Raw genomic sequence first — 26,110 nt, forward strand, 5'->3', positions numbered from 1 at the left:
GGTATTCCACAAAGGCGGTTCTTCAGTGAGCCCGGGGGACACGGAAAGCGCACCGACCGTTGTGTCCAACGGTGCTCGTGATGCTGTTGTTCCCAGAGCCGGACGATTTGTCCCCGCTCGAAGTGGGATCATGGCGGACGTGCCAGCGGACGCCGAGGTCGAACCGGGAACGCTCCTGGTCGCCGCCCCCACGATGTTCGATCCCAACTTCCGGCGAACCGTCGTGTTCGTCATCGATCACCGGGACGAGGGAACGCTCGGCGTCGTGCTCAACCGGCCGAGTGACGTGCCGGTGTACGACGTGCTCCCCAACTGGGGCGGGCACGTCGCCGAGCCGCAGTCGGTGTTCGTCGGCGGCCCGGTCGAGAAGAAGACCGCGTTGTGCCTGGCCGCGTTGCGGACCGGCGAGACGGCGTCGAGCGTGCCCGGTGTGATCGCCGTCCGCGGTCCGGTCGCGCTGGTCGACCTCGACACCGATCCCGAGATCCTGGTGCCGAAGGTCCGCGGTGTGCGGGTGTTCGCCGGGTACGCGGGCTGGGATTCCGGCCAGCTGGCGAACGAGATCGAACGCGACGACTGGGTGATCGTCCCGGCGTTGCCCAGCGACGTCCTCGCGTCGCCGCACCACGATCTGTGGGGGCAGGTGCTGCGGCGTCAGGGCATCCCGCTGGCGTTGCTGGCCACCCACCCGGGAGACCTGCAGCGCAATTAGGCGGTGGCGGTGTCGGCCTTCTTGAAGACGCCGCAGGTGCCGCACGCGCAGCCGCTGCAGCCGGCGGGCCGCTCCGGTTCGGGCTCCGGCACCGTCGCGGCGGCGCGGTTGCCGAGCACTCCCCCGGCCGTGACCAGCGCGACCATCCCGACCACACCCACGAACGAGGCGAGCAGCAGCCCGAACGTCGTCGGCATGACCAGCGCGGCGATCCCCGCGAGGACGGCGATCACGCCACCGGTCAGCGTCGGGACCCCGGCGACCTTGTTGCCGAGGCGGAAGGCCTCTTCGCTGCGCATCGTGGCGGCGGTGCGCACGCCGGCGCCGCGGTCACGCGGCAGCTTCTCACGCAGGCCGAGGAACCCACCCCAGCCGACGAGGACACCCAGCACGATCGGGACCAGCGCTATGACGAACACTCCACGAGGATAAGCGTGACGTCCCGGCAACCTGCCGGATACCCTGATCGACTGTGCTACAGGCCATGTCACGCCGAGCTCTTTCCGCAGCCCTGATCGGGGCCGTTCCCCTCACCCTGATGGCCGCACCGGCCGCCGAAGCGGGTCACCGTCCGCTTCGCCTGATCGGGGAACAGATCGTCCCGAACGCCCTGCCCTACGAGGGCACCGTCGTCGGCGGCCTGTCCAGCATCGACTACGACCCCCGCACCGGCGAGTACGCGCTGATCTGCGACGACCGTTCCGCCATCAACCCGGCGCGCTTCTACACGGCGAAGTTCTCTCTCGACGCCAAGGGCCTCGGCCCGGTGACCTTCACCGGCACCAAGCCGCTCCTGCGTCCCGACGGCACGCCGTACCCGCCGCTCGCGAAGAACGACCCCGCGCAGCCGCCGAACATGCAGACCATCGACCCCGAAGAGCTGCGCGTCGACCCCTGGACGGGCCGGTACGTCTGGTCGCAGGAGGGCGAGCGGTCGGCCGCGGCCCGGATCGACCCGTCGATCCGCGAGGCGGAGCGCGACGGCTCCTACACCCGTGACCTGCCGATTCCCGCCAACGAGAAGATGGCCGAGACGGCAGGACCGCGGCAGAACCTCGCCCTCGAAGGCCTCACCTTCGCGGGCTTCGGGTCTCTGGTCGCCAGTTCGGTCGAGGGCCCGCTGCTCCAGGACGGCCCGGAGGCGAACACCACGTCGGGCGCCCTTTCGCGGATCACCGTCCAGTCGCGGTTCGGGCCGGTCCTCGCGCAGTACGCGTACCCGCAGGAGAAGGTCTTCGCGTCGCCGAACCCGCCCGGCGCGTTCGCGACCACCGGCATCTCGTCGCTGCTGGCCGTCGACCAGGCCGACCCGACGCGCTACCTGGTGATGGAGCGGTCGTTCGTCACCGGCGTCGGCAACAAGATCCGCATCTACGAAATCGACACCAAGGGCGCCACGAACGTCCTCAATACGCCCTACCTCGCCGACGCGAAGAAGGTCAAGCCGGTCAAGAAACGCCTGCTGGCGGACCTGGCGGACTTCCAACTGTCCACGGTGGACAACGTCGAGGGCATGACCTGGGGCCCGCGTCTCCCGAACGGGGAGCGCAGCCTGGTCCTGGTCAGTGACAACAACTTCTCCGCGACCCAGGTGACCCAGTTCATCGCTCTGGCGGTCCCCTCGGAACGCCTTTGACCTGGGCGTTAAACTGGCTCCATGAACACGGCTCGGCTGCTCCTTGGCCTGCCGCGCTGACTCGGTCGAACGGCCGGGACCAGCGCGGCGACCCCTCATGCCCTCCGGGCTGAGGGGTCGAGTTGTTTCTGGAGTGGCTTGACGTGGATGAGCACGGAGGATTTCGGCGATGAACCAGGCGAGCGAAGGCGCCGACGCGGCCCCTCAGCACCGCTACACCGCGGAGCTGGCGGGCCAGATCGAGCAGCGTTGGCAGGACTACTGGTCCGACCACGGCACCTACCACGCACCGAACCCGGTGGGCCCGCTCGCGGACGAGAACGGTGAGGTCCCGTCGGACAAGCTGTTCGTCCAGGACATGTTCCCGTACCCGTCGGGCGCCGGCCTGCACGTCGGGCACCCGCTGGGCTTCATCGCGACCGACGTCTTCGCGCGGTACCACCGCATGATCGGCCGCAACGTGCTGCACACGATGGGCTTCGATGCCTTCGGCCTGCCCGCCGAGCAGTACGCCGTGCGCACCGGGCAGCACCCGGCCAAGACCACGGACGAGAACATCACGACGTACCTGCGTCAGCTGCGCGCCCTGGGGCTGGGCCACGACGACCGGCGCCGGATCCGCACCACCGATCCGGAGTACTACCGCTGGACCCAGTGGATCTTCCTGCAGATCTTCAACTCCTGGTACGACGAGAAGGCGGGCAAGGCCCGGCCCATCGTCGAGCTGGAGACCGAGTACGCGCAGGACAAGCGCCGGACGCCCGACGGCCGCAACTGGTGCGAGCTGACCCGCGCCGAGCAGCTGGAGATCATCGACACGCACCGCCTGGTCTACATCTCCGAGGCGCCGGTGAACTGGTGCCCCGGCCTGGGCACGGTGCTGTCGAACGAAGAGGTCACCTCCGACGGCCGCAGCGAACGCGGCAACTTCCCGGTGTTCCGCCGCAATCTGCGGCAGTGGATGATGCGGATCACCGCCTACGCCGACCGCCTGGTCGACGACCTGGACCTGCTGGACTGGCCGGAGAAGGTCAAGTCCATGCAGCGCAACTGGATCGGCCGCTCGCACGGCGCACAGGTCAAGTTCGCGGCGGGCGAGCAGGAGATCGAGGTCTTCACCACCCGTCCGGACACGCTGTTCGGGGCGACCTACGTCGTCGTCGCGCCGGAGAACCCGCTGGTCGAGAAGCTGACCGCGGCGACGTGGCCCGAAGGCGTCGACGCCCGGTGGACCGGCGGCGCCGCGACCCCCGCCGAGGCGATCGCCGCGTATCGCGAGGCCGCTTCCCGGAAGTCCGAATTGGACCGTCAGGAGAGCAAGGAGAAGACCGGCGTCTTCACCGGCTCCTACGCGGTGAATCCGGCCGACGGCAAGGAGATCCCGGTCTTCGTCGCCGACTACGTCCTGATGGGCTACGGCACCGGCGCGATCATGGCCGTCCCCGGCCAGGACACCCGCGACTGGGAGTTCGCCGAGAAGTTCGGCCTGGAGATCATCCGCACCGTGCAGCCGACGGAAGGCTTCGACGGCAAGGCGTTCACCGGCGACGGGCCCGCGATCAACTCGGGCTTCCTGGACGGCATGGGCGTCGACGAGGCCAAGAAGACGATGATCGGCTGGCTGGAGGAGCACGGCCACGGCCGCGGCACCGTCCAGTACAAGCTGCGCGACTGGCTGTTCTCGCGCCAGCGCTACTGGGGCGAGCCGTTCCCGGTCGTCTACGACGAGGATGGCCAGGTCCACGCGCTGCCGGACAGCATGCTGCCGATCGAACTGCCCGAGGTCGCCGACTACTCGCCGGTGACCTTCGACCCGGAGGACAAGGACAGCACGCCGTCCTCGCCGCTGGCGCGCGCCACCGAGTGGGTCGAGGTCGAACTGGATCTGGGGGACGGCAAGAAGACCTACCGTCGTGACATCAACACGATGCCGAACTGGGCGGGCTCCTGCTGGTACCAGCTGCGGTACCTGGACCCGACGAACTCCGAAGCCTTGGTCGCGCCGGAGAACGAGGCGTACTGGGTCGGCCCGCGCCCCGCCGAGCACGGCGTCGAAGACCCGGGCGGCACCGACCTGTACGTCGGCGGCGTCGAGCACGCGGTGCTGCACCTGCTGTACTCGCGGTTCTGGCACAAGGTGCTGTTCGACCTGGGCCACGTGTCGTCCAAGGAGCCGTACCGGAAGCTGTTCAACCAGGGTTACGTGCAGGCGTACGCGTACACCGATTCCCGCGGGTTCTACGTGCCGGCCGAAGACGTCGTGGAGAAGGACGGGAAGTTCTTCTACCAGGACGAAGAGGTCAAGCAGGAATACGGGAAGATGGGGAAGACGCAGCGCAACGTCGTCACCCCGGACGAGATGTGCGCGACCTACGGCGCCGACACCTTCCGTTTCTACGAGATGTCGATGGGCCCGCTGGACGTGTCGCGGCCGTGGGCGACCAAGGACGTCGTCGGGGCGCAGCGGTTCCTGCAGCGTCTGTGGCGCCTGGTCGTCAACGAAGAGACCGGCGAACTGCGTGTGTCCACAGTGGACGCCACGGACGCCGATCGCAAGCAGCTGCACAAGGTGATCGCCGGGGTCCGCGAGGACTACGCGGAACTGCGGTTCAACACGGCCGGCGCGAAGCTGATCGAGCTGAACAACCACGTCACCAAGGTCTACGGCGGCGCCGAGGCGACTCCGCGTGAGCTGGTGGAGCCGCTGGTGCTGATGCTGGCGCCGCTGGCCCCGCACCTGGCCGAGGAGCTGTGGAAGCGCCTGGGCCACGCGGATTCCCTGGTGCACGGGCCGTTCCCGGTCGTCGACGAGAAGTACCTGGTCGAGGATTCCGTGGAGTACCCGATCCAGGTCAACGGCAAGGTGCGTTCCCGCGTCACCGTGCCCGCCGACGCGGGCAAGGACGCCGTGCAGGCGGCCGCGCTGGCCGACGAGAAGGTCGCCGCGCTGGTCGGCGACGGCACCCCGCGCAAGGTGATCGTCGTGCCGGGGCGCTTGGTCAACATCGTCCTGTAGCACCGTGGCCGAAAGACGCCAGCGTCGAGGGTCGTGCGGCGATTCGATGGAGTTGTTCAAGGACAACGAAATCGAACGGAGAACACCGCATGACCCTCGACGGCAAGGTGGCTTTGGTGACCGGCGGCAGCCGCGGGATCGGTGCCGCCACGGCGATCCGGCTCGCCGAGGACGGCGCTGACGTCGCACTCACTTATCAGAACAACGCCGAGCTCGCGGCCGGTGTCGTGGACCGGATCAAGGCGCTCGGCCGCCGCGCGCTGGCGATCCAGGCCGACAGCGCCGACGCCGCGGCCGTGGTCTCCGCGGTCGACACGGCGGTCGCCGAATTCGGCAGGCTCGACGTGCTGGTCAACAACGGCGGCGTCGGCTTCGTCGGCCCGCTCGACCAGACGAGCCTGGAGGACATCGATCGCGTGCTCGCGGTGAACGTCCGCGGCGTCTACGTGGCCACCCAGGCCGCGGCCCGGCACCTCGGCGACGGCGGACGCGTGATCACCATCGGCAGCTGCGTCTCGGACCGCGTGCCCGGCCCCGGGATGTCGCTGTACGCGGTGAGCAAGACCGCGCTGCTGGGCCTGACCAAGGGCCTGGCCAGGGAACTGGGGCCGCGCGGCATCACCGTGAACATCGTCCACCCCGGCCCGACCGACACCGACATGAACCCGGCCGACGGCCCGTACGCCGCCGACCAGCGGAGCCTGACGGTGTTCGACCGCTACGGCTCACCGTCGGAGGTCGCCGCCACCGTGTCGTTCCTGGCACGGCCGGAAAGCAAGTACGTGACCGCCGCGACCGTCTCGGTCGACGGCGGGCACGCTGCCTAGCTACTCGGTGGACAGGCCGATCTCGCGCGCGAGATCGGCCAGCATCGCGTCGAAGAGGACGTCCGGTTTCGAGAACGGGATCGGGTAGTTGCCGAAGACCTCGAGCGTGACGTGCCCGTAGAGCCGGGCCCAGAACTGGATCATCAGGTACGTCACGCCGAGGTCGAGCTTTTCGAGCGGGAACGTCGCCCCGGACTCCTTCAGCACGGCGAGCAGTTCCTCTTGGAACGACGTGAGATCGTCGCGCAGCTCGGCCGGGACCACGTCGTTCGACGGCGTCACCAGATCGTGCATCGCGAGCACGCGCCCCGCCGCCGCGAGGAAGATCCGCCCGAACGGCTCGTCCAGCCTGCTCAACGTGTCGTCGCCGGCCGGCGACGCGAAAACCAGCGTGAACTCCTTGGTGTGCGTGAGCGCCCACCGCCGGAATCCCTTGCAGATGGCGAAAAGCTGCAGCGCGCCCTCGTCCGGCAGCTGCGCGATGTCCTCGGCGAGCCCGGCCGCCAGATCCGCGACGACGTCCGCGCGCAGATGCTCGACCAGATCGTCGCGGGAACCGTAGTAGCGGTACAACGCCGGCGCCGTGATACCGAGCTCGCGCGCGATCGCCCGCAGGGTCACGGCCTCCGGCCCCTGCTCGACCAGGAGCGCCCGCGCCGTCCGGCGGATGTCCTGATCGGTCGCGGCCCGCTCGCGACCCCTGCGGCCGGTGTTCGTCATCCGGGCATTCTAGGTGGTCAGTGCCCCCTTACCGGGGAAGAACCCAGAAGCCGGGACTGGAGCCGTGTGAGCGGGCGGAGGGCCAGGAAGATCGGAATGGCCATCCCGGCCGCGATGAGGAAGTGCACGATCCACGCCCCCGCCAGCGTCGGCCCGCCCCACGTGCCCTCGGGATCGCTGCCGGTCCAGAAAAGCCCGTAGGTCGCGATGCGCCCGACGAGGTAGAACAGCAGCAACGCGAGCAGGAACGCGGCCGCGCTCGGACCGAACGCCGCCACGAACCGCGGCCGGGACCCGCTCTCGTGCCCGAGCCAGCGCCGCGACAGTCCACGCTGGACCTTCGCGCCACCGAGATACCCCGGAAGTACGAGAAGCGCGTAGACCGCGCGTTTCCAGTCCGAAATCGTCATACCTGGCACGCTAGGGGGCGCTGACCTGCGGGAACATGAGGTAAGCCGTCGGATCCGGTAGGGAAAACCGGAGGTCGCTGTGGTGATCCACACGACCGGGGTGCGGATGTCCGGCAAACGTTCCCCGATGTCAGACGGGTATGCCACACTCGGTCGCCGAACGGCTACGACGTGAACAGGGGAGGTTCGCGTGTCGAACCCTGAGCAGCTCTTCGCTGATTTCGAGGCCAAGCTGGCCGACGCCCAGCGGAAGGCGAATCAGATGCGCACCGAGATCGAAAGTGTCTCGGTGTCCGAACGCAGCAAAGACGGCCAGATCTCGGTCAGGGTGAACCACGCGGGGAACCTGGTGGGCCTGGAAATCGGCCCGTCCGTGCGGGACAACCCGGCGCTCGCGCAGGAGATCCTCCGAGTCGTCCAGAGCGCGCAGAGCAAACTCGCGGGCGCGATGCAGACCGGCGTGCCGTCCATCGCGGGCACCGAAACGATGAACGAGCTGGTCAACCAGCTGCACAACGAGTACCCGGAACCCGAACCGACGGGCTACGTCGAGGGCGGCCACCAGGAACCCGACGAGGACGACCGCTTCGTCGCCGAAGACGAACTCGACGCGCCTCCGCCCCCTCCCGCGCCGAAGCCGCCCGCACCCCCGGCGACCCCGCCCGCGCCGCCTCGTGCCGCGCGCAGGCAGCAGACGGACCACGAGGACGACTACTTCACCGGCGGCGACTTCCTGCGCTGAGCGGGTTCTTGAGGGAGGGAAACCATGGGGCAGCCACAAGGCACTGAAGATTTCAAGGTCGATCCCGCGGAGCTCGCCGCGCATCGCAACACGATCGACTATCTGGGGCAACGAGTCGCGCTGACGGGATCTGCCGCGGACGCGGCAATGGGCGATGAAGCGTTCGGCCTCGTCGGAATCCCGCTCGCCGCGATCTGCGCCACCGTCCAGAGCCTGGCGCGGAGTGCGATCGAGTCGGCTGTCGAAGCTTCGGCCGACCATGCCGATCGTGTGCACACCTGGCAGCAAAGGAAGCAAATGCAGGAGGACGAGTTCAAGAGCCTCTTCAAGGTGGAGGACTGACCGATGGCAGAAACTCCCGTTTCGGCTCCGGGTCCCAATCCGCTGATCAAGACAGATGCGGCTCAAGACGAGAGCTCGCTCGAAGGCGCGGGAATCCTCCAAGACTTCTGGGACACCGGCGCCAAGATCGCGAGTGGAGACTGGGCGGAAGGGTTGGCGAATCTCGCCAACGGAGCGATGGGGTTGGCCGATCTCGTCGCCGATCCCATCGGGACTCTGGCGGCGTCGGCGTTCGGCTGGATCATCGAGCACGTCCCGTTTCTCCGTGAGCCACTCGATTGGCTCGTCGGTGATCAGGTCGCTTTGGACAACATGATCGGCACCTGGGAGAACATCGGCAAAGAACTCGAGTCGGTCAGCGAAGACCTGAGCAAGGCCGTCGACCGGGAAAGCGCGAATTGGACCGGTGATGCCGCGGATGCCTATCGGGCCTTCGCCAAGAATCGGGCCGATCTGTACGCGGGTATCGCCTCGGGCGCGAACTCCATCGGGACGCTGGTCAGCGTCTGCAAGATGATCCTCGCGGTCGTGCGAACCATCGTCCGTGACTTGATCTCCGAGTGTCTCGGGAAGCTGATAAGCATCGCGATGCGTTACCCCGGGCCGGCGATGCCCGCCGGTATCGCCGCCGAGGGGACACCGAAGGCCATCGGCTACGCGAACAAATGCGTCGGTTGGATCAAGAAGCTGACCAAGGCGTTCGACAAGGCGAAGGGCCTCTTCAAGCGTCTCACGGATGGCTTCGACAAGATCAAGGACGCCCTGACTCCGAAGGCGCTGAAGAAGTTCACCGGTGGTGGAAAGAAGGCAGTCGACGCCGCCGAGGAGAGCAAGACTTTCGCTGACAAGGTAGCCAAGGCGCGAGCTGACCTTCCGGAGTCGCGCAAGCACATCTTCGCGCTCGAAGACACCGCAAAGAAGAATGGTCTTGGCAAGAATCTGTCTCAGATTAAGGATAATGTCGTCGAGAGAGTCAAGGATGAATATGGCGATGACTTCCGGGAGAACCTGACAAAGGAAAAGCGGAAGTTCTACGGGAAGATGGCCGATGGGGTCATCGGTGGCTCGGACGAGGAGCCGCCGAGTCAGAAAGCCTCACCTCCCGCAGGCTTCATTGGGCCCTACAGCGCCAGCGGTGCTCCGCAGAACGCCCCGGAGCCCGTGTACGAGAAGGCGGCTGCGGACGACGATGAGACACCGATTTTTGATCAGCCCGGCGGAAACCGGATTTCCGGCTCGTTGTGATCGTCGAAAACCGGAAGGAACGGCACGTGTCCGACGAACGGTTGGTGATCTCACGAACGCCGGAGGTCTTCGGTCATCTGGTGCTGGTCGTTCTCTTCGGCACGCTGACCGTTGTCATGGCGTTCGCGGTGTTCAGCGACTATCAGTTGGCGGTACGCATAGTCGGTGGTGTGCTCTGTGCCGTCTTCGTCTACTGCGGCAGCATCGAGTTCCGCAACTATCGGACGCCACCGCCCGCTGATGAGCTGGTCATCGAAGCGACCGGCATCACCCGGATCGCCAACGGGCTGGTCAGCTGGACCGCCCCGTGGAGCGACATCGAGAAGGCGTTCCTGAGCCTCAAGTTCCGCGAGTACACCCATCGCAGGCCGAAGAACAATCAGTTCACGCTCGTTCTGCGGCCTGGCCCGGATTTCGACGCTCGTTCGACAGGGCTCACCCGCGAGCCGGATGGCGACCTCCAGGTCTCGGACGTCGACCTCAGTCCGCGTGAGGCCGAGGAGTTGCTTCCCGTCCTCGTTCGCCATGTCGAGGTCGAGATCGAGAACGACAACGACGCAGTGGTCGCAAGACCCGACGAACCGATCGTCGACGTGGCACGAGGCGAGGAGCTGGTCGTCGAGGACGACGTGGTGAAGATTCACGTCAATGGCTGGGACAAGCGGAAGCTGAAGGTGTTCAACCTCTGCTCGCTGATGATCGAGGTGTGCTTTCTCGTGGTCGCGGCCGCCACCGACGTCACTTTCGTGCGGGTTGGCGCGTTCGTGATCCTCTTCGCGCTCTTCGTGGTGACGTTGGTGGTCGATGGGCTCGAGAGCGAGACGCACAAGAAGGAACGTAAGGCGGTACTCGAACTCGGACGGCGCGGGTATTTCCTGCGAACCTATGGCTCCGTCGTAGGTGTGTGGTGGCACGAGATCGACGCGGTGCGTTGGGGTATCGACGACCAGCGCAGATATTTGGAGTTCCTTCCCGCTTCGGAGGCATTCCGGATCCGGCATCCAAACCTGGTGAGCCTGACCAGGCGTGATCGATACGACGAAGAGTCCGATGTCCTCGACGGCGGTTGGTACCGGTTGGCGGAGCCGTTCACAGGCAACGCCCGGCGTGAGTTCGAGATTGCCATGCGAACAGCGCGAGAAGTGGAGTTTCGGGAAACAGCAGTAGCGGGCTGAGGCGCCCGTCAACCGGGGCGCCGCCGGCGCCGATCACTCGGGGGGCTACGTGATCGACGCCGGCGACCCGATGCCCTCTTCCCGGCGGAAGCCGGGATCGGGGCAACGTCACCGCTTGGACGCGGCAACGCATCTCAAGAGCGGGCGTGATCGCCGAAGTGACGCCCGGGGGAAGGTTATCCCCCGAAAGAGTGACGGCGTTCCGCTGCTCGCCTGATTGTCGCACTACGCGCCGAGAAAGTTACAAAGTTCTTCACATCTTCGTCTGGAGAAGGGTCATGCCCGGACAACTGCTGGTCATGGCATCGTCTCTTCCATGACTTCTCAGGTGCTGGTCATCGGGTCCGCCAATGCCGATCTCGTCGTCCCGGTCGATCGGCGACCCGGTGGTGGCGAAACCGTACTCGGTGGCGACACGATCTTGTCGCCGGGTGGCAAGGGCGCCAACACCGCGGTCGCCGCGGCCAGGCTCGGGGCGGACGTCGCGTTGCTCGGCGCGGTCGGCGACGACCCGTACGGCGAGTTGCTCAAGCGGTCGCTCGCCGAGTCCGGGGTGGACACCGGCTCGCTGCGCACGAGTGAGCGCCCGACGGGGATCGCGTACATCACGGTCACGCCCGACGGTGAGAACTCGATTCTCGTCTCGCCCGGCGCCAATTCCGCCCTGCGGCCCGAGGACGTCGACCTCGACGGCGCCGAGATCGTGGTGCTGTCGCTGGAGATCCCGCTCGAAACCGTCGAGCATGCGGTCGCGAAAGCCGCCGAACATCGCGTGAAGACGCTGCTCAACCTGTCGCCGGCGGCCGAGCTTTCCGCGAAGACGCTGCAGAGTCTCGATGTGCTGCTGGTCAACGAGCACGAGGCCGCGTTCCTGCTCGGTGGCGAGGCGGATTTCCCCAAGCTGCTCGACCTCGGTCCGAAGGCCGCGGTCGTCACGCTCGGCGCGAAGGGGGCAGCGGTGGTGACGGCCGACGGGGTGACGGAGGTACCGTCGCCGAAGGTCGAGGCCGTCGACACGACGGGCGCCGGTGACGCTTTCGCGGGGGCGCTCGCCACGTCGCTCGCGAAGGGCGAGGAGCTGGTCGATGCGGCGCGCGAGGCGGTGAAGGTGGCGGCGATCACGGTGACCCGCCAAGGCGCGCAGCCTTCGTATCCGACGGCGTCCGAACTGGAATGATGTCCTCTTCTGTGTTCTGCTGATGGCTATGAGCCAGCTCACGCCGCCTATGAGATATGGTCTAGACCATGCCGTCTGAGTCACTGTCCGGGGTCGCCGTCAGTCCCGGCCGCGCGAGCGGTCCTGTCGTCCGGGTCGCCGAACCGCTGGGTGAACCCGCGAGCACGCCGGCACCGGCCGATCCCGCCGCCGAGGCCGCCCGGATCGCCCCGGCCGCGCAGATCGTGGCGGGCAGGCTCGAGAAGCTCGCCGAGACGGCGACCGGTGAGGCCGCGACGATCCTCATCACCACCGCGGCGATGGCGGCCGACCCTGCGCTCGTCTCCTCGGCCGAGCAACTCGTCAAGGATCAGAACCTGCCCGCGCCGCGCGCGGTGCACCAGGCGGCGGGGAAATTCGCCGACGCGCTCGCGGCCGCCGGTGGCTACATGGCCGAGCGGGCCCGCGACGTCCTCGACGTGCGCGACAGGCTCATCGCCGAACTGCTCGGCATCGCGCCTCCTGGCGTTCCCGACCTCGCCTCGCCGAGTGTGCTCGTCGCCCGCGACCTCGCGCCCGCCGACACCGCCGGACTCGACCCGGACAAGGTGCTCGCGCTCGTCACCGAAGAGGGCGGCCCCACCAGCCACACCGCGATCCTCGCCCGCGCGCTCGGCATTCCCGCCGTCGTCGCGGTCCGCGGCCTGCTCGCGCTCGACGCGCAAGCGCTTGCGGTGGACGGTGACACCGGCGTCGTCGAGGTCGCGGACCCGAACGCCGAGGTCGTCACGGCCGCCAAGACCGGCGCGATCGAGTGGGACGGCACCGGCGCGACCTCCGACGGCCACCGGGTGAAGGTGCTCGGCAACGTCGGTTCCGCCACCGACGCCCAGGCCGCCGCCGAGGCGGGCGCGGAAGGCGTCGGCCTCTTCCGAACCGAGTTCTGCTACCTCGACGCCTCTTCCGAGCCGAGCGTCGAAGAGCAGCGCAAGGCCTACACCGCCGTGCTCACGCCATTCCGCGGCAAGCCGGTCATCGTCCGCACCCTCGACGCGGGCGCGGACAAACCCCTCGCGTTCCTGGAGCCCGAGGACGAGCCCAACCCGGCGCTCGGCGTACGCGGCCTTCGCGTCGCTTTCGACCGTCCCGAGATCCTCGACCGCCAGCTCGATGCCATCGCGGGTGCGGCGCAGGACTCCGGCGCCGACGTTTCGGTGATGGCCCCGATGGTCGCCACCGCCGCCGAGGCCGCCTGGTTCGCCGAGCGCGTCCGTGCCGCCGGAATCGCCCGCGCGGGGGTGATGATCGAGATCCCGGCCGCCGCGCTGACCGCCCGCGAGATCCTCGACGCGGTCGACTTCGTCTCCGTCGGCACCAACGACCTCGCGCAGTACACCTTCGCCGCGGATCGCCAGCTCGGCGCCGTCGCCAAGCTCAACGACCCGTGGCAGCCCGGCCTGCTGCGCCTGCTCAAGGTCATCGGCCAGGCCGCGAAGGACACCGGCAAGCCCGCCGGCGTCTGCGGTGAGGCCGCCGCCGATCCGAGGCTCGCGCTGGTGCTGGCCGGACTCGGCCTGACCAGCCTCTCGATGAACGCGCCCGCCGTGCGCGCGGTCGGGGCGAGCCTGGCGGCCACGACGCTGGCCGAGTGCGAGGCACTGGCCGACGCGGCTTTGGCCACGTCGGACCCGGTCGCCGCTAGGCAGGCCGCCGCCAAGCGGTAGCAAAGGTCCCCCGCTCCCAAAATCGGATCCGGGGGGATGTCGAAATCCGGTCCACCGCTTCGACGCCTAGGTGAAAGACACCGAAGCGACGAAAGGACCGGACCATGACGACCACCATGACCCCGACGCGGGCTGGACGCCGGGAATGGGTCGGGCTGGCCGTACTGGCCCTGCCCACCTTCCTGGTCTCCCTCGACGTGTTCGTGCTGATCCTCGCGCTGCCGAAGCTCAGCCAGAGCCTCGGCGCCGACAGCACCCAGCAGCTGTGGATCATGGACGTCTACGGCTTCATGATCGCCGGCTTCATGGTGACCATGGGCACCCTCGGCGACCGCATCGGCCGTCGGAAACTGCTGCTCATCGGCGCCACGGCGTTCGGGCTGGCCTCTGTGCTGGCCGCGTTCTCGACCAGCGCGCTGATGCTCATCGCCGCCCGCGCGATCCTCGGGATCGCCGGTGCGACGCTGGCGCCGTCGACGCTCGCCCTGATCAGCAACCTCTTCTCCGACAGCCGTCAGCGTTCGCTCGCGATCGGCATCTGGGCCGGCTGCTTCACCGTCGGCGCGATCGTCGGGCCGATGGTCGGCGGCGTGCTGCTGGAGCACTTCTGGTGGGGTTCGGTGTTCCTGCTCGGCGTCCCCGCGATGGTCCTGCTGCTCGTCGTCGGCCCGAAGCTCCTGCCCGAGTACCGCAACGAGAACGCCGGTCGCCTCGACCTCGCGAGCGTCGCGCTTTCCCTGGTCACGATCCTGCCCGCGGTCTACGGCATCAAGGAACTCGCTCGCGAGGGTGTGCACGTGGTCCCGGTGGTCTCGCTCCTGATCGGCCTCGGCTTCGGCGTGGTGTTCGTGCGGCGCCAGCGGACCCTCCAGGACCCGCTGATCGACCTGACGTTGTTCCGCGGCCGGGCGTTCACGACGGCGCTGGGCGGGATGTGCGCGTTCTCCATGCTGGGCGGGACGACCATGCTCTTCGTCGCGCAGTTCTTCCAGATCGTGCTGGAGCTTTCGCCGATCGGCGCCGCGCTGGCGCTGCTGCCGGGCATGCTCGCCTCGACCGCCGGCTTCCTGGCCGCACCGATCCTCGCCCGTCGTATCCGCCCCGCGACCTTGATCGCCACCGGGCTGGCCGGCGCGATCGCGGGGTTCCTGCTGCTGACGCAGGTCGAACCCGGAACCGGACCGGTGATCCCGGCGATCGCCTTCGCCATCACCTGCCTGTGCGGCGGCCCGCTGATCACCCTGGGCACGGATCTGGTCGTCGGCTCCGTGCCGCCGGAGAAGGCCGGTTCGGCGGCCTCGCTTTCGCAGACCGGCAACGAATTCGGCTACGCGCTGGGTATCGCGATCGTCGGGACGCTGGGCAACGCGGTCACCCGGTCCCGGCTCGCCGACGCCGTCCCGGCGCACGACGCGTTCGCCAGCGGGATGCACGCGGTGTCCGGGCTGGCCGCGCTGGTGCTGGCCGCGGTCGCGTTCTTCGTGGTCCGCCACCTGCGCCACGTGCGCCCGGTCGGCGCCTAACCGAAGAAGCCCCGCCGCGGGTACTTGATGATCAGCGACCCCCCGTGCACGCGCCCGGTGATGACGAACCGGGGCGTGCCGGGGCGGCCGTTCGAGCGGGTCCGGTCGTCGAGGTTGCCGAACTTGATGTCGGTGATCGAGTTGGTGTCGACGGCGCCGTCCTCGGGGATGGTGATCTCCACCGGCCCCCATTTGGCCTGCAGTTCGATGTGCACCACGGGATACCGGATCTCGGCCTGGGAGAAGTCCAGTTTCGTGGCGCCGTACTTGTTCCGGATCACCATCGACTCGGGGACGAGCCAGTTCCCGTTGCGCTGCAACGCCGAGTACTTGCCGTTGAGCTCCATGACCTGCCCGGACGCCTGCGCGTAGGCGTGCTGCCGCGGCGGCGCCCACGGGTTCTGCTGCTGCCGGGGCACCATTCCGGCTTCGGGATGCACCAGGCCGGGCAGATCCGTGAGCACCGCGTTCAGCTCACCGCGGGTCTTCGAGGCGAGGGCGCGGTCGGTCCGTTCGGTGAACTCGTCGAGGTTCAGCATCCCGAGGCCGATCGCCTTCTGCAGCACCTCGACGACGTGTTCGCGCTCCGCGTCGGAGACCCGGATGTCCCGTCCGGTCAACGGCTTGGTTTCGGTCGCCGGCTGCTCTTCCTCGCCCATGTCAGGAATGGTAGAACCGATTCTCACGCGCGAGATCGGGGAAATACCCTGAACAGACCCGCATTTCTCCCCTGTGCTGCCCTGCTGGCGGCCGTCCTGCTGCTGGCCGGTTGCTCTTTCGGTGGTGAGGCGAAGCTGCCGACGCTCAAACCGGAGCCGACATCGCCGCCACCGTCGAAACTCGAAGGCATACCGGTGGACCACAGCGGTTTCCGGCTCGTCATGGCGACCTCACCGCCCTCGATGCTCGACCCCGCCACCGGCGCCACCACGCCGCTGCCTGGCGCTCCGGGCGGTGACCGGGTCAACGACGTCATCCGCGTCGGCAAGTTCCCGGTCGTGCTGTCGGCCGGCCGCTGCGGGCCGTCGTGCCTGGAGCCGTCCGAGGTGCTCGTCTACGGCGACCCCAAGAATCAGCCGTGGAAACTCGGTAAGGCCCGCAGCGTCGCCCCGGCCGCCGACGAGAGCGGTGTCTGGCTGATCCGCGACGACGGCAACGACCTGTGCCGCCTCCAATACGTCTCCCTGCTCGGTGTCGAGCGCGGTCGCGGCCGCCCGGCGAGCTGCACGATGGCGGTGCGCCAGGAGGTGCCGCAGGGCCTGCTGATCACGGTGAACACCGGGACGGCCACCGCCGAGGACGTGCTGATCGACCCCGCCACCGGCCGCGCCGTGCGCCAGTTCCCCCGCGTGCTCGCGCTCACCAAGGACCGGATGCTGCTGGCCGAGCTGACCGAGTTCTCCGTGCTCGACCTGCGGAACAACGAGCGCACGCCGGTCAAACGCCCGGTGGCCAACGGCACGCCGGGCGCCGCGGTGCCGAGCCGCGACGGCTACAAGGTCGCCGTGCTGTTCGGCGACCCGGCCTGGGCCGGGACGGCCACGCAGACCGCCGACGTCTGGGTGCTCGCCCTCGACACGCTGACCTGGACACACGCGCCCTCGAACCCGATCGCGACCGAGCTCAAACGGGTCGCGGTCGAATGGACCGAGGACGACAGCCTGGTGCTCGCCACGGACGTCGTCGCGAGCTGGCGGCTCGACCGGCCACAGTGGACGGTCGTCAAGACCGCGTTGCCCGCCGAGCGGAATCGCTCGGTGGTGACGATCGGCCAGGGGTGAACTACTCCTCGTCCAGCCCGTGCTCGATGGCGTACCTGGCCAGTTCGACGCGGTTGTGCAGCTGGAGTTTGCGCAGCGTCGACTGGACGTGGTTCTCCACCGTCCGATGCGAGAGCACGAGTTTCTCCGCGATCTGCCGCGCCGTCATCCCCTTCGCGACCAGGCGAAGGACGTCGGTCTCGCGTTCGGTCAGCCGCGGCGGCGCGGGCCCGTCGTCCGGCGCGTCCGCCATGCGGCGGTACTCGCCGAGGACGAGTCCGGCGAGTCCGGCGGTGAACACCGGGTCGCCCGCCGCGGTCCGCTTGACCGCGTCCACCAGTTCGCTCGCCGAGGCCGATTTCACCAGGTAGCCCGACGCCCCGGCCTTGACCGCCTCGAGGACGTCGCTGTGCTCGCCGCTCGCCGACAGCACGAGCACCTTCGTCGACGGCAGTTCCGCGGTGATCTCGCGGGTGGCGTCGACCCCCGACGTCTCGCCGAGGTTGAGGTCCATCAGCACGACGTCCGGCCGGACCGTGCGCGCGATCCGCACCGCGGCGGGCGCGTCCGGCGCGGTGGCCTTCACGTCGAATCCGTGCTCGGCCAGGTCGCGCGCGACGCCGTCCCGCCACATCGGATGGTCGTCGACCACCATCACCGAGACCTGAGGCGCTTCGGTCATCGCTTCCCCCTCGCCGCCACTGGAACCTTGACTTCCCATTCCGTGCCCTGGCCGGGCGCGGTGTCCAGGGCGACGCTCCCGCCCAGATCCCGCACCCGTCCCTTGATGGACTCCGCGATACCTAGATGTCCCTCGGCCGCCGCGCGTTCCAGGACACCGGGCGCGATTCCCGGGCCGTCGTCGCGGACGCTGACCACGACCTCCGTTCCGAGGTCCTCCAGCAGCACCCAGGCATGCGCGTCTTCGCCCGCGTGCTTCTCGACGTTCGACAGCGCCTCGCGCGCCACGGCCACCAGCTCCGCGGTGACGTGCTCCGGCAGCTGGACCTCGCCCGCGGGCGTCGAGACCTGCACGGACGGCGTCGCGAGCAGCTGCAGCGCGGACCGGAGGTCGGTGGTCCCGTTCTCGCTCGGATGCGTCGGCTCGGTGGTGACCAGCGCGCGCAGCGCGATCTCCTGCTCACCGGCCAGTTTCGCCAGCTCGGCGGCCTCCCCGCCGAATTCGGCGCCGCGTTTGCGCACCCGCGCGAGCACTTGGAGGACGCTGTCGTGGATCGAGCGGGCGAGCCGCTCCCGTTCGGCCGTCGCGGCCTCCATGCGCAACGCCCTGGTCAGCGCGTCGGCCGACCGGCGGGCCATGGTCGCCGCGAGCCCGATGACGAAGCCGCTCGCGGTCAGCAGGAACCCGTCCCTCGCGACGTCGACGTCGAACCGCCAGCGCACCAGGCCGGTGACCACCGAGACCACAAGCCCGGCGAGCACCCCGCCGAGCGCGCCGAACCGCGTCCCGGCGGCCGCGGGCGGGACCGCCGCCCACACCGTGGTGATGAGCGGGGTGTTGGCGTCGAACTGCGCGGTGGTCAGGATCCACGCCGAGGTGAACATGAGGACGACGGTCAGCGCGAGATCGACGCCGACGAGCCACGGCCAGCGGCTCGACGGCCGCGCGTAGAACACGCTGCTCAGCACCGTCCACAGCGTCATCACGCCGAAGGACGTCCACGCGAGCCACTTATTCGCGTAGCCGTCGTAATGGACGATGAACGAACCGAGCGCGAAGAGCAGCGTCGTCACGCGAAGCACGATCACCCCGCGCCACAGCGGAGTGGCCGGGTCCCGCGTGCCGAGCGCCGAAACGGCGCGCCAGAGCGGGGGCTCGGTCATGACTTGGCTTCGGACTCTTCCCCGGGATCGTTCGGCTGCGCCGCCTGATCCCGCAGGATGTCGATCTCGGCCGGATCGGGATCGTGTTCGTGCAGCAGCGACCGGATACCGGCGTTGAGCACCGCGAGCAGCGGCACCGACAGCAGCGCGCCGGCGATCCCGGCGGCGACGAGACCGGCGGTGATCGCGAGCACCACGGCGAGCGGGTGCAGCTTCACCGCGCGGCCGAGCAGGATCGGCTGCAGCACGTGGCTCTCCAGCTGCATGACGCCGATGACGATGGCCAGCACGATCAGCGCGCCGACGACGCCCTTCGTCACGAGCGCGATCAGCACCGCGACCGCGCCCGCGATCACCGCGCCGATGATCGGGATGAAGGCGCCGAGGAACACCAGCGTCGCCAGCGGGATCACCAGCGGGACGCCGACGATCGCCAGGCCGATGCCGATACCGACCGCGTCGACCACGGCCACCGCCGCCGTCGCGCGCACGTAGCTGACCAGCGACGCGAAGCCACGCCGCCCCGCGACGTCGACCCGGTTCCGCACGCGGCCCGGCACGCCGCGCACGAGGAACGTCCAGATCTGGTCGCCGCCGGAGAGGAAGAAGATGAGGATGAACAGCGTCAGGATGAACCCGGTGACGATCTCGCCGACCGTGCCCGCGGTGGTGAGCGCGGTGGTGGTGATCGAGGCCTGGTTGTTCTGCAGGAAGCTGATCGCCTGGTTGATGAACTCCTGGATCTGCTCCTGGCGCAGGTGCAGCGGCCCGTCGATGAGCCAGACCTTGATCTGGTTGAGGCTCTCGGTCAGCTGCTTCTGCAGCTCCGGCAGGCCGGAGGAGAACTGCGCGACGACGAACGTCAGCAGCCCGCCGAGCACCGCGAGGCCCGCGATCAGCACTATCCCGGCCGCCAGCCCGCGCGGGAATCTCAGCGCCGTCAGCTTGGAGACCGCCGGCGCGAGCAGCGCGGCGAGCAGCAGTGCGATCGACAACGGGATCACGACCACCGACAGGTAGCCGATGAGGAACACGATGACGTAGAGCGCGGCGATCACCACGATGAACCGCCACGACAACGCCGCGCCGATCCGCAGGCCGCGGGGCACGAGGTTGGTGACGTCCTCGGTGGATTCCGAAAGGAACGGGTTCGCCGGGTCGAATTCCGGCTGTTTGCGCTGGGGCTCGCTCACGCGGACACCGTATCGGTCCGAGGCGACGTTTCTTGAACATTCCGGGCAACGCGCGAGCGGCGAATTCGCCCGATGCGACGCTTGACACATCGCCCGTTGATCGACTCCGGAGTAACCGGGCTCCGCCAGCCTTGATCACTGATCGTGATTTCGTGTTACACCGAGTGTTCTTCACACGATCGTGCCATCAAGGCCTTTCAAACTCGCGCAAGCCTTCCGCACTTTGCTTACCTCGGTCCCGCAACGACGAACCGAAGCGACAGGAGACCGAGTGACGAACGCGGCGAAGAACGAGAGGCGTGGCGCTGTGCGCTTCGGCCGTCTCGCTTCGCGTGCGCTGTTCGTGCTCGGTGGTGCCGTCGCCGGTTCCGCCGCGGTGTGGGCCGTTTCCGGCGCTTCCGCTTCCGCGGACATCGCCCCGGTGGTCTCCGCGCCCGAAACCAGCGTCACCCCGGTCACCGACGCCACCGCGGCGGGGCTGACCGATGTTTCCGGTGGCGCCTCGAAGTTCGCCGGCGATGTCGCCGGCGCGATGTGCGGCGAAGGCCACCAGGACGCCACCACGTGGTCGATGCCGGGCGAGAACGGATCCGCTCCCGCGAAGCGCCACTGCGGCGACCTCCGTGCCGATCAGCACGAGGTCTCCACCCGCGTCAGCGACGCGGTCACCGATTTCGCGGACACCTCGGTGGTCACCCCGGTCAAGCGGACCCTCGGCGCCGTCGAGCACATCGTGCGCAAGCCGCAGGACACCCGTCAGGTGCTGGACGAGACCTTCGCCCCGACGCCCGGCGTCTGGGATCTGCTGGACCCGAACAAACACGGCGACCTCGTCCCGGAACTCCCGGTCGGCGAATCCCCGGTGGACCCCGGCTCCCCGCTGGACACCATCGGCGCCGGTGAGCAGGTCACCGACTTCGCGCAGCTGGCGACGACGCAGTTCCCCGCTTCCTCCGAGACCGTCCTCCCGATGCCGGCGTTCGCGCAGTCGCACGATGCCTTCGATCAGGTCGAGGACGCTCCGGCGCATGACGGTCACCGTGGTGACTTCCCGCGTCCGATCACCCCGGCGCCGCTTCCCGCCGCGCCTTCCTTCCCGACTGTCCCCGGCGGCTCCGCCCCCGGTGGTCACCTCGACGGCCTGACCCACGGCGTTCCCGCCTGGGTCGCCGCCGCCGTCGAGCGTTCCCTGACCGGCTACGCGCTGGCAGGCACGCGGTACATGCCGCTCACCCCGGGCTCGCAGCCCGGCGTCACTCCCGACTGAACACCTCCCTCCGCGGGGTAGCCGACGCGCCTCACGCCTCCCGATTCCGGGCTTGGCTTCGCGTCCGCTCCTGATCTCCCGCGAAACGGCGGTGCGCTTTTGTGCGCCCGCAGCCAGTTCCACCCCCCTCTGGTGCCGCTTCGAAGGCACCTCCTCAGACCCGAAAGGGAACCCGAAATGAAGGAGAACAACCCCATGCAATCCTGGGCAAAGCGCGGACTCCAGACCGCGTTGGTCACGGGTGGGCTGTTGATGCTGGGCACCGGCATCGCTTCGGCTGACGAACAGGTCAACCCCGACACCCCGGCCTCCCCGCTCGACGCGAACGTCACCGTTCCGGTCGAGATCGACAACAACGCCGTCGGCACGCCGCTGGGCCAGGCCGACCTCCCCGGCTACAAGGGCGAGATCAGCACGAAGGCCGTCACCAAGCCCGTCTCGGACGCGCTGGACTCGGCTTCGTCGCCCGGCGGCAGCACCGACGGTATCGGTGGAGGGCTCCCCAGCCTTTCCGGCAAGAACGCGGTCCCGGCCCCGCTGGCGGCCAAGGACTCGGCCCGTCAGGTCAGCGGCGGGGTGACCGGCGGTGGGTTCACCACCACCGACGACATCCTCAAGGGCAACAAGGTCGTCGGTGACGTCGTCGTCCCGATCCAGATCGTCGACAACGCCATCGGCGTGATCGGCGACGCCGAGGTCGAGGGTGGCTCGCACGACCAGACCTGGGCGCACAACCAGGACATCGAGACCACGGGTGAGGACTCCAGCCTCGCCGGGAACGTCGTGTCCCTCGACTGGGCGCTGCCCGTGCAGATCGCCGGCAACGGCGGCGGGCTCGCCGGCGGCACCGGCCGCGTGGTCGGCGGCTCCGCCAGCCAGAGCACCAGCGAGACCGGCAACATCACCACCGACGGCGAGGGCTCCGCCCTGTCCGGCAACGTGCTGGCCGGTCAGTTCGCCACCCCGGTCCAGGTCACCGGCAACGCCGCCTCCTGGATCATCGGCAACGCCAACAGCTCCGGCTACGAGGCCGAGACCGAAGCCACCTCCGGCGGCTGGGTCGAGACCGACGGTGACGACTCCGCCCTCGGCGGCAACGTCGGCGCGGTGCCGATCGCCCTCCCGGTGAAGGTCAACGACAACGCCGCCGCCGCGCACGGTTCGCTCGCGAACTCGAACAGCAGCTCCTCGGCGGACGCCACCGCCGGTGACACCACCCCCGGCTGGAGCAACGTCCCCAGCTACGTGCAGACCTCCGGCGAGGACTCGGCCGTCGCGGGTAACGCGATCGTGCCGCAGACCGCGGACGTCGCGAACGTCGGCGGCGTGGCCGCCAGCTGGGTCGGCCTCGCCAACACCGGCAAGGACGGCGGCACCAGCCACTCGAGCGTCGTCGACGCCGGTGGGTTCGTCAGCAGCGAGGGCGAAGGCTCCGCGGGCGGCGGCAACATCGTCGACCCGGCCGTGGCCGCGCCCGTCGAGGTGACCTGCATCGCGGGCACCTACATCGGCAACGTGTCCTCGACCTCGTGCGAGAACACCGTCGACGCGAACGCCGGCAACGGCAGCCACACCACGGGTGACGACTCGACCCTCGCGGGCAACATCGTCAACACCCAGGCCGCGCTGGCCCCCGAGGTCTACGGCGTCGGTGGCTCGCACATCGGCCAGGCCGTCGCCGAGGCGACCGAGACCAAGACCGTGACCGCCGGCGGCTACGACGGCACCACGGGCGACGACTCGTCCGGTTCGGGCAACATCGTCCAGGTCCCGGCCGCGGTTCCGGCCGAGGTCTTCGGTGTCGGTGGCTCGTTCATCGGCCAGGGCACCGGCACCGCCGACGAGACCAAGGTCGTCTCCGGTGGCGGCGGCGGGAACACCGCCGACGACAACGGCTTCCTCAGCTCCAACCTGGGCACCGTGCCGGTTTCGCTGCCGGTGCAGGCGTTCGGGATCGGTGGCGCGTTCATCGGCCAGGGCCACGGTGGCGCCGACGGCGACACCACGTCCAACGCCGGACACGACGTCCACGCGACCGGTGACGGTGGCGCGGGCTCGGGCAACCTGGTCTACGGCCCGGTCTCCCTGCCGGTCCAGGCGCACAACTTCGCCGCGGTGCTCGGCGGGATCGCGTCGGGCAAGGGCACGAACCTCACCGACTCGAACGCGGGCGGCGACGCCACCGCGAACGGTGAAGAAGGCGCGCTGGCGGGCAACATCGTCCAGACGCCGATCGGTGGCGCGGTCCCGGTGACCGGGCACGGCATCGCCGGCGCCGGCATCGCCGAGGGCGACAGCGTCAGCGACGTCCTGTCGGAGGCGGGCGGCGACGCCACCACCAACGGTGACGAGGGCGCGGTTTCGGGCAACATCATCGGCGCGCAGGCGCTGCCGATCGTGCCGGTCACCCACGACGCGGTCGCGGCGGCCGGCCTGGCCGACGCCGAAGGCTCCAACACGGTCGACGCCCTGTCGGGTGGGGACGTGGAGACCTCGGGTCTCGACGGATCCCTCTCGGGCAACATCCTCGACATCCCGGCCGCGGCCGACCCCGAGGTGTTCGGTGACGCGATCGCGGCCGCCGGTGGCGTGTCCGAGACCGAAGCGGAGAGCATGATCACCGGCCAGGCCGGTGGCGACAGCATCACCGACGGCAGCGGAGAGGCCCTCTCGGGCTTCAACTTCCACCACCCGCTGGTCTTCGTGATCCCGCTGAACGAGCTCGAAATCCCGGTCCTGGCGATCGCGGACGAGAACTCGACCGACAACACCGTGATCAACGACGAGGAGTACACCCGCGCCTTCACCGACTCGGTCGGTTCGGAGATGCCGATCGACGCGCTGCCCGCGCTGCCGTTCGGTTCGGTGCCGTCGCTGAACGGTGCCGGCGCCCTGCCGACCACCCCGGAGATCGGTGGCGCCCGCGCCGACGGTCCCCAGGTGGCGACCCTCCCGGTGCAGGTGGCCGGCCTGACCGCGCTGAAGCAGCTGGGTGCCATCCCGGCGCAGCTGCCGAAGTCGGACCTGCCCGAGCTGCCCGGCACCCCGGCCCTGCCCGGTGTCCCGGCCCTGCCGAAGACCCCGGGTCTGCCCGGTGACGCCGCTCGTGCGGACGCCCCCAAGGTCGCGCAGCTGCCGACCCTCCCGGCGTTGAGCAACGGGCTGCCCACCGCCGGCAACCTGCCGGTGCAGCTCCCGACGGCCGGCGCCCTGCCGACCGCGGGTGCGCTGCCCACCGCCGGCGCGCTGCCGGTGCAGCTGCCCACCACGGGCACCCTGCCCGCGGTGAACAGCACCCCGGCGATGCCGACCGCGCAGGTCCCGGCTCTGGCGGGCGTCGACTCGTCGCCGCTGAGCATGTTCCAGCGTTTCATCGGCACCCTGACCGGCAAGAAGTTCCACACCATGTGAACCTGCCAGTCGGCTAGCGCCACTGAATGAACCGAAGCGGGCCCGGGAGACACTCCCGGGCCCGCTTCCTTTTGTGTGTTCCGCCCCCGATCACGCGTGTTCGCCCGCCAATCACGCGTGTCGTCCGTCTGATCACGCGAGATCGCCGTTTCAGCCCCGCGGGGTGAAGAGCGCGTCCTGCGCGGCGCCCATCGCGGTCAGCACCGCGCCCTCCAGCACCGCGCCGCCGCCGACGGTCCCCGGCCGCACCTCGGTCCGCAGCGGTGAGATCTCCGCAAGCCGTCGGCTCACCCGTGCCGCCAGCGCGTCGCCGCCCGCCCGCCCGATCTCCCCGCCGAGGACGAGACAGCCCGGGTCGAGTACCGCGGTGACCGCGGCGGCGCCGATCGCGATCCGCTCCGCGACGATCTCGAGGAAGTCCTCGGCGTTCGAGTCGATCGCGTACCCGATGGCCGCTTCGGCCGCGGCGGCGTCGTCGGCCGGAGACGCCGGGATGCCGTGCTCGCGGGCCAGCTCGCACAGCGCGGCGCTGCCCGCCAGCGTGTGGAAGCCGCCGTCGCAGTCGGTCGCGGTCGGGAGCCGTCCTGGCCCCAGCATCGGCAGGAACCCGATCTCGCCCGCGCCGCCCGACGCGCCCCGCCGCAGCGAACCGTCGAGGACGACGGCCGCGCCGACCCCGAAGCCCAGCCACAGCAGGACGAACGTGTCCCGGTCGCGGGCGGCGCCGAGCCGCTGTTCGGCGGCGGCCGCGAGGTTGACCTCGTTCTCCAGCAGTACCGGGACACCCAGCCGCCGCCGGAGTTCGTCGACGAGTTTCCCGTGCCACGCGGGCAATCCCCCGGCGTGCCGCAGCCCGCCGGTCGCCGGGTCGACCAGACCGGGGGCGCCGACGGCGATCGTGTGCAACGCGGTTGCGCCCGCCTCGGCGGTCGTGGTCTTGAGCAGGGCGATCGCCCGCTCCACGGCCTCGTCGGTGTCGACGTCCAGGTCGAACGGCAGCGACGCCTCCGCGCGGGTCCGGCCCAGCAGGTCCGCGACCGAAACGGCGATGCCGTGGGTGCGGACGTCGAGTCCCGCGAGGTACGCGCGTTCGGCGACGATGCCGTACAGCTTCGCGTTCGGGCCGCGGCGGTCCGCGCCCGCCTCGCCGACGATCTCGATCAGGCCCGCGTCCTGCAGACGCTCGACGAGGTCCGCCACCGTCGGCCGGGAAAGCCCGGTCAACGTCTTGAGCTGGGCCGCCGTCAGCGAACCCTCGCGGTGGAGCAGGTCGAGGGCGAGGCGGTCGTTGATGGCGCGCGCCGTGCTCGGGGAGGCGGACGGCGTCCGGATGACACTCACCGGCAGATCCTCCCAGAATTAATTATCAGGTTCCCTTCCTGATAGTTTACGCTGACGCCCGTCGA

At 69.3% G+C, this 26,110-nt stretch carries 22 protein-coding genes; 14 read left to right on the plus strand and 8 right to left on the minus strand.

The window, feature by feature from the left end; genetic code table 11:
• Nucleotides 1-130 precede the first annotated feature (130 nt).
• Nucleotides 131-712 carry a YqgE/AlgH family protein gene (locus ED92_RS06375; protein WP_007032276.1) on the plus strand — a complete coding sequence of 194 codons (582 nt, stop codon included), beginning with the start codon at nucleotides 131-133 and terminating at the stop codon, nucleotides 710-712.
• On the opposite strand, the gene ED92_RS06380 is transcribed toward ED92_RS06375, so the two are convergent.
• Nucleotides 709-1,131: an SdpI family protein gene (locus ED92_RS06380; RefSeq protein WP_037334050.1), complete on the minus strand. Its 423-nt coding sequence runs from the start codon at nucleotides 1,129-1,131 to the stop codon at nucleotides 709-711. The genes ED92_RS06375 and ED92_RS06380 overlap by 4 nt on opposite strands.
• 65 nt (nucleotides 1,132-1,196) lie before the next feature.
• Between ED92_RS06380 and ED92_RS06385 the strand changes: the two genes are divergently transcribed.
• The 3 genes from ED92_RS06385 to ED92_RS06395 all read left to right on the plus strand — a co-directional run bounded on the left by ED92_RS06385 (nucleotide 1,197) and on the right by ED92_RS06395 (nucleotide 6,191).
• Entirely contained in the window at nucleotides 1,197-2,348 is a 1,152-nt protein-coding gene (locus ED92_RS06385) for an esterase-like activity of phytase family protein (RefSeq protein WP_037334053.1), read from the plus strand.
• Nucleotides 2,349-2,517: 169 nt separating this feature from the next.
• Nucleotides 2,518-5,364 (plus strand): leucine--tRNA ligase, encoded by a 2,847-nt coding sequence (gene leuS / locus ED92_RS06390; protein ID WP_037334055.1) that lies wholly within the window; start codon nucleotides 2,518-2,520, stop codon nucleotides 5,362-5,364.
• Nucleotides 5,365-5,453: 89 nt separating this feature from the next.
• A complete protein-coding gene (locus ED92_RS06395) occupies nucleotides 5,454-6,191 on the plus strand; it encodes an SDR family oxidoreductase (RefSeq protein ID WP_037334058.1) in 738 nt (245 codons plus the stop codon).
• Here the strand turns inward: ED92_RS06395 and ED92_RS06400 are convergent, their stop codons facing one another.
• Both ED92_RS06400 and ED92_RS06405 read right to left on the minus strand, forming a co-directional pair.
• Nucleotides 6,192-6,911, minus strand: coding sequence for a TetR/AcrR family transcriptional regulator (locus tag ED92_RS06400; RefSeq protein ID WP_037334062.1), 720 nt, complete (start codon nucleotides 6,909-6,911; stop codon nucleotides 6,192-6,194). It abuts the gene before it with no gap.
• Nucleotides 6,912-6,928: 17 nt separating this feature from the next.
• On the minus strand, nucleotides 6,929-7,321 hold the full coding sequence (locus ED92_RS06405; protein WP_037334065.1) for a hypothetical protein: 393 nt from the start codon (nucleotides 7,319-7,321) through the stop codon (nucleotides 6,929-6,931).
• A 190-nt stretch (nucleotides 7,322-7,511) separates the two neighbouring features.
• Here ED92_RS06405 and ED92_RS06410 point away from each other — a divergent pair, with 190 nt between their 5' ends.
• The 7 genes from ED92_RS06410 to ED92_RS06440 all read left to right on the plus strand — a co-directional run bounded on the left by ED92_RS06410 (nucleotide 7,512) and on the right by ED92_RS06440 (nucleotide 15,228).
• The gene (locus tag ED92_RS06410; protein ID WP_037334068.1) at nucleotides 7,512-8,063 is read left to right on the plus strand and encodes a YbaB/EbfC family nucleoid-associated protein; all 552 of its coding nucleotides are present in this window, start codon (nucleotides 7,512-7,514) and stop codon (nucleotides 8,061-8,063) included.
• Between the two features lie 24 nt (nucleotides 8,064-8,087).
• Nucleotides 8,088-8,405, plus strand: coding sequence for a hypothetical protein (locus tag ED92_RS06415; protein ID WP_037334071.1), 318 nt, complete (start codon nucleotides 8,088-8,090; stop codon nucleotides 8,403-8,405).
• Nucleotides 8,406-8,408: 3 nt separating this feature from the next.
• Entirely contained in the window at nucleotides 8,409-9,650 is a 1,242-nt protein-coding gene (locus tag ED92_RS06420; RefSeq protein ID WP_037334073.1) for a WXG100 family type VII secretion target, read from the plus strand.
• A gap of 26 nt (nucleotides 9,651-9,676) precedes the next feature.
• A complete protein-coding gene (locus ED92_RS06425; protein ID WP_235213207.1) occupies nucleotides 9,677-10,825 on the plus strand; it encodes a hypothetical protein in 1,149 nt (382 codons plus the stop codon).
• Between the two features lie 316 nt (nucleotides 10,826-11,141).
• Nucleotides 11,142-12,002, plus strand: coding sequence for a ribokinase (locus tag ED92_RS06430; RefSeq protein WP_037334076.1), 861 nt, complete (start codon nucleotides 11,142-11,144; stop codon nucleotides 12,000-12,002).
• Between the two features lie 68 nt (nucleotides 12,003-12,070).
• The gene (ptsP, locus tag ED92_RS06435) at nucleotides 12,071-13,705 is read left to right on the plus strand and encodes a phosphoenolpyruvate--protein phosphotransferase (RefSeq protein ID WP_037334078.1); all 1,635 of its coding nucleotides are present in this window, start codon (nucleotides 12,071-12,073) and stop codon (nucleotides 13,703-13,705) included.
• Between the two features lie 104 nt (nucleotides 13,706-13,809).
• Complete coding sequence (locus ED92_RS06440; RefSeq protein ID WP_037334080.1) at nucleotides 13,810-15,228, plus strand: MFS transporter; 1,419 nt, start codon at nucleotides 13,810-13,812, stop codon at nucleotides 15,226-15,228.
• On the opposite strand, the gene ED92_RS06445 is transcribed toward ED92_RS06440, so the two are convergent.
• Nucleotides 15,225-15,887: a DUF1707 domain-containing protein gene (locus ED92_RS06445; protein ID WP_037334083.1), complete on the minus strand. Its 663-nt coding sequence runs from the start codon at nucleotides 15,885-15,887 to the stop codon at nucleotides 15,225-15,227. The two genes, ED92_RS06440 and ED92_RS06445, sit on opposite strands and share 4 nt — an antisense overlap.
• Nucleotides 15,888-16,082: 195 nt before the next feature.
• On the opposite strand from ED92_RS06445, the gene ED92_RS06450 reads away from it, so the two are divergent.
• Entirely contained in the window at nucleotides 16,083-17,009 is a 927-nt protein-coding gene (locus tag ED92_RS06450) for a hypothetical protein (RefSeq protein WP_052120299.1), read from the plus strand.
• Nucleotide 17,010: 1 nt separating this feature from the next.
• On the opposite strand, the gene ED92_RS06455 is transcribed toward ED92_RS06450, so the two are convergent.
• The 3 genes from ED92_RS06455 to ED92_RS06465 are packed head-to-tail and all read right to left on the minus strand — an operon-like array spanning nucleotide 17,011 to nucleotide 20,026.
• Nucleotides 17,011-17,670, minus strand: coding sequence for a response regulator transcription factor (locus ED92_RS06455; protein WP_016338311.1), 660 nt, complete (start codon nucleotides 17,668-17,670; stop codon nucleotides 17,011-17,013).
• A complete protein-coding gene (macS, locus tag ED92_RS06460; protein ID WP_037334086.1) occupies nucleotides 17,667-18,833 on the minus strand; it encodes a MacS family sensor histidine kinase in 1,167 nt (388 codons plus the stop codon). Before macS ends, ED92_RS06455 begins: the two co-directional genes overlap by 4 nt.
• A complete protein-coding gene (locus ED92_RS06465; protein WP_037334090.1) occupies nucleotides 18,830-20,026 on the minus strand; it encodes an AI-2E family transporter in 1,197 nt (398 codons plus the stop codon). Before ED92_RS06465 ends, macS begins: the two co-directional genes overlap by 4 nt.
• Nucleotides 20,027-20,297: 271 nt before the next feature.
• Between ED92_RS06465 and ED92_RS06470 the strand changes: the two genes are divergently transcribed.
• Nucleotides 20,298-21,293, plus strand: a complete 996-nt coding sequence (locus tag ED92_RS06470) for a hypothetical protein (protein WP_037334093.1) — start codon at nucleotides 20,298-20,300, stop codon at nucleotides 21,291-21,293.
• 195 nt (nucleotides 21,294-21,488) lie between these two features.
• The gene (locus ED92_RS06475) at nucleotides 21,489-24,704 is read left to right on the plus strand and encodes a PE-PGRS family protein (RefSeq protein WP_081975746.1); all 3,216 of its coding nucleotides are present in this window, start codon (nucleotides 21,489-21,491) and stop codon (nucleotides 24,702-24,704) included.
• A gap of 150 nt (nucleotides 24,705-24,854) precedes the next feature.
• On the opposite strand, the gene ED92_RS06480 is transcribed toward ED92_RS06475, so the two are convergent.
• A complete protein-coding gene (locus ED92_RS06480; protein ID WP_037334095.1) occupies nucleotides 24,855-26,045 on the minus strand; it encodes an ROK family transcriptional regulator in 1,191 nt (396 codons plus the stop codon).
• Nucleotides 26,046-26,110: the final 65 nt, after the last annotated feature.

It is taken from the genome of Amycolatopsis sp. MJM2582, assembly GCF_000754115.1.
Taxonomy (GTDB): Bacteria; Actinomycetota; Actinomycetes; order Mycobacteriales; family Pseudonocardiaceae; genus Amycolatopsis; species Amycolatopsis japonica.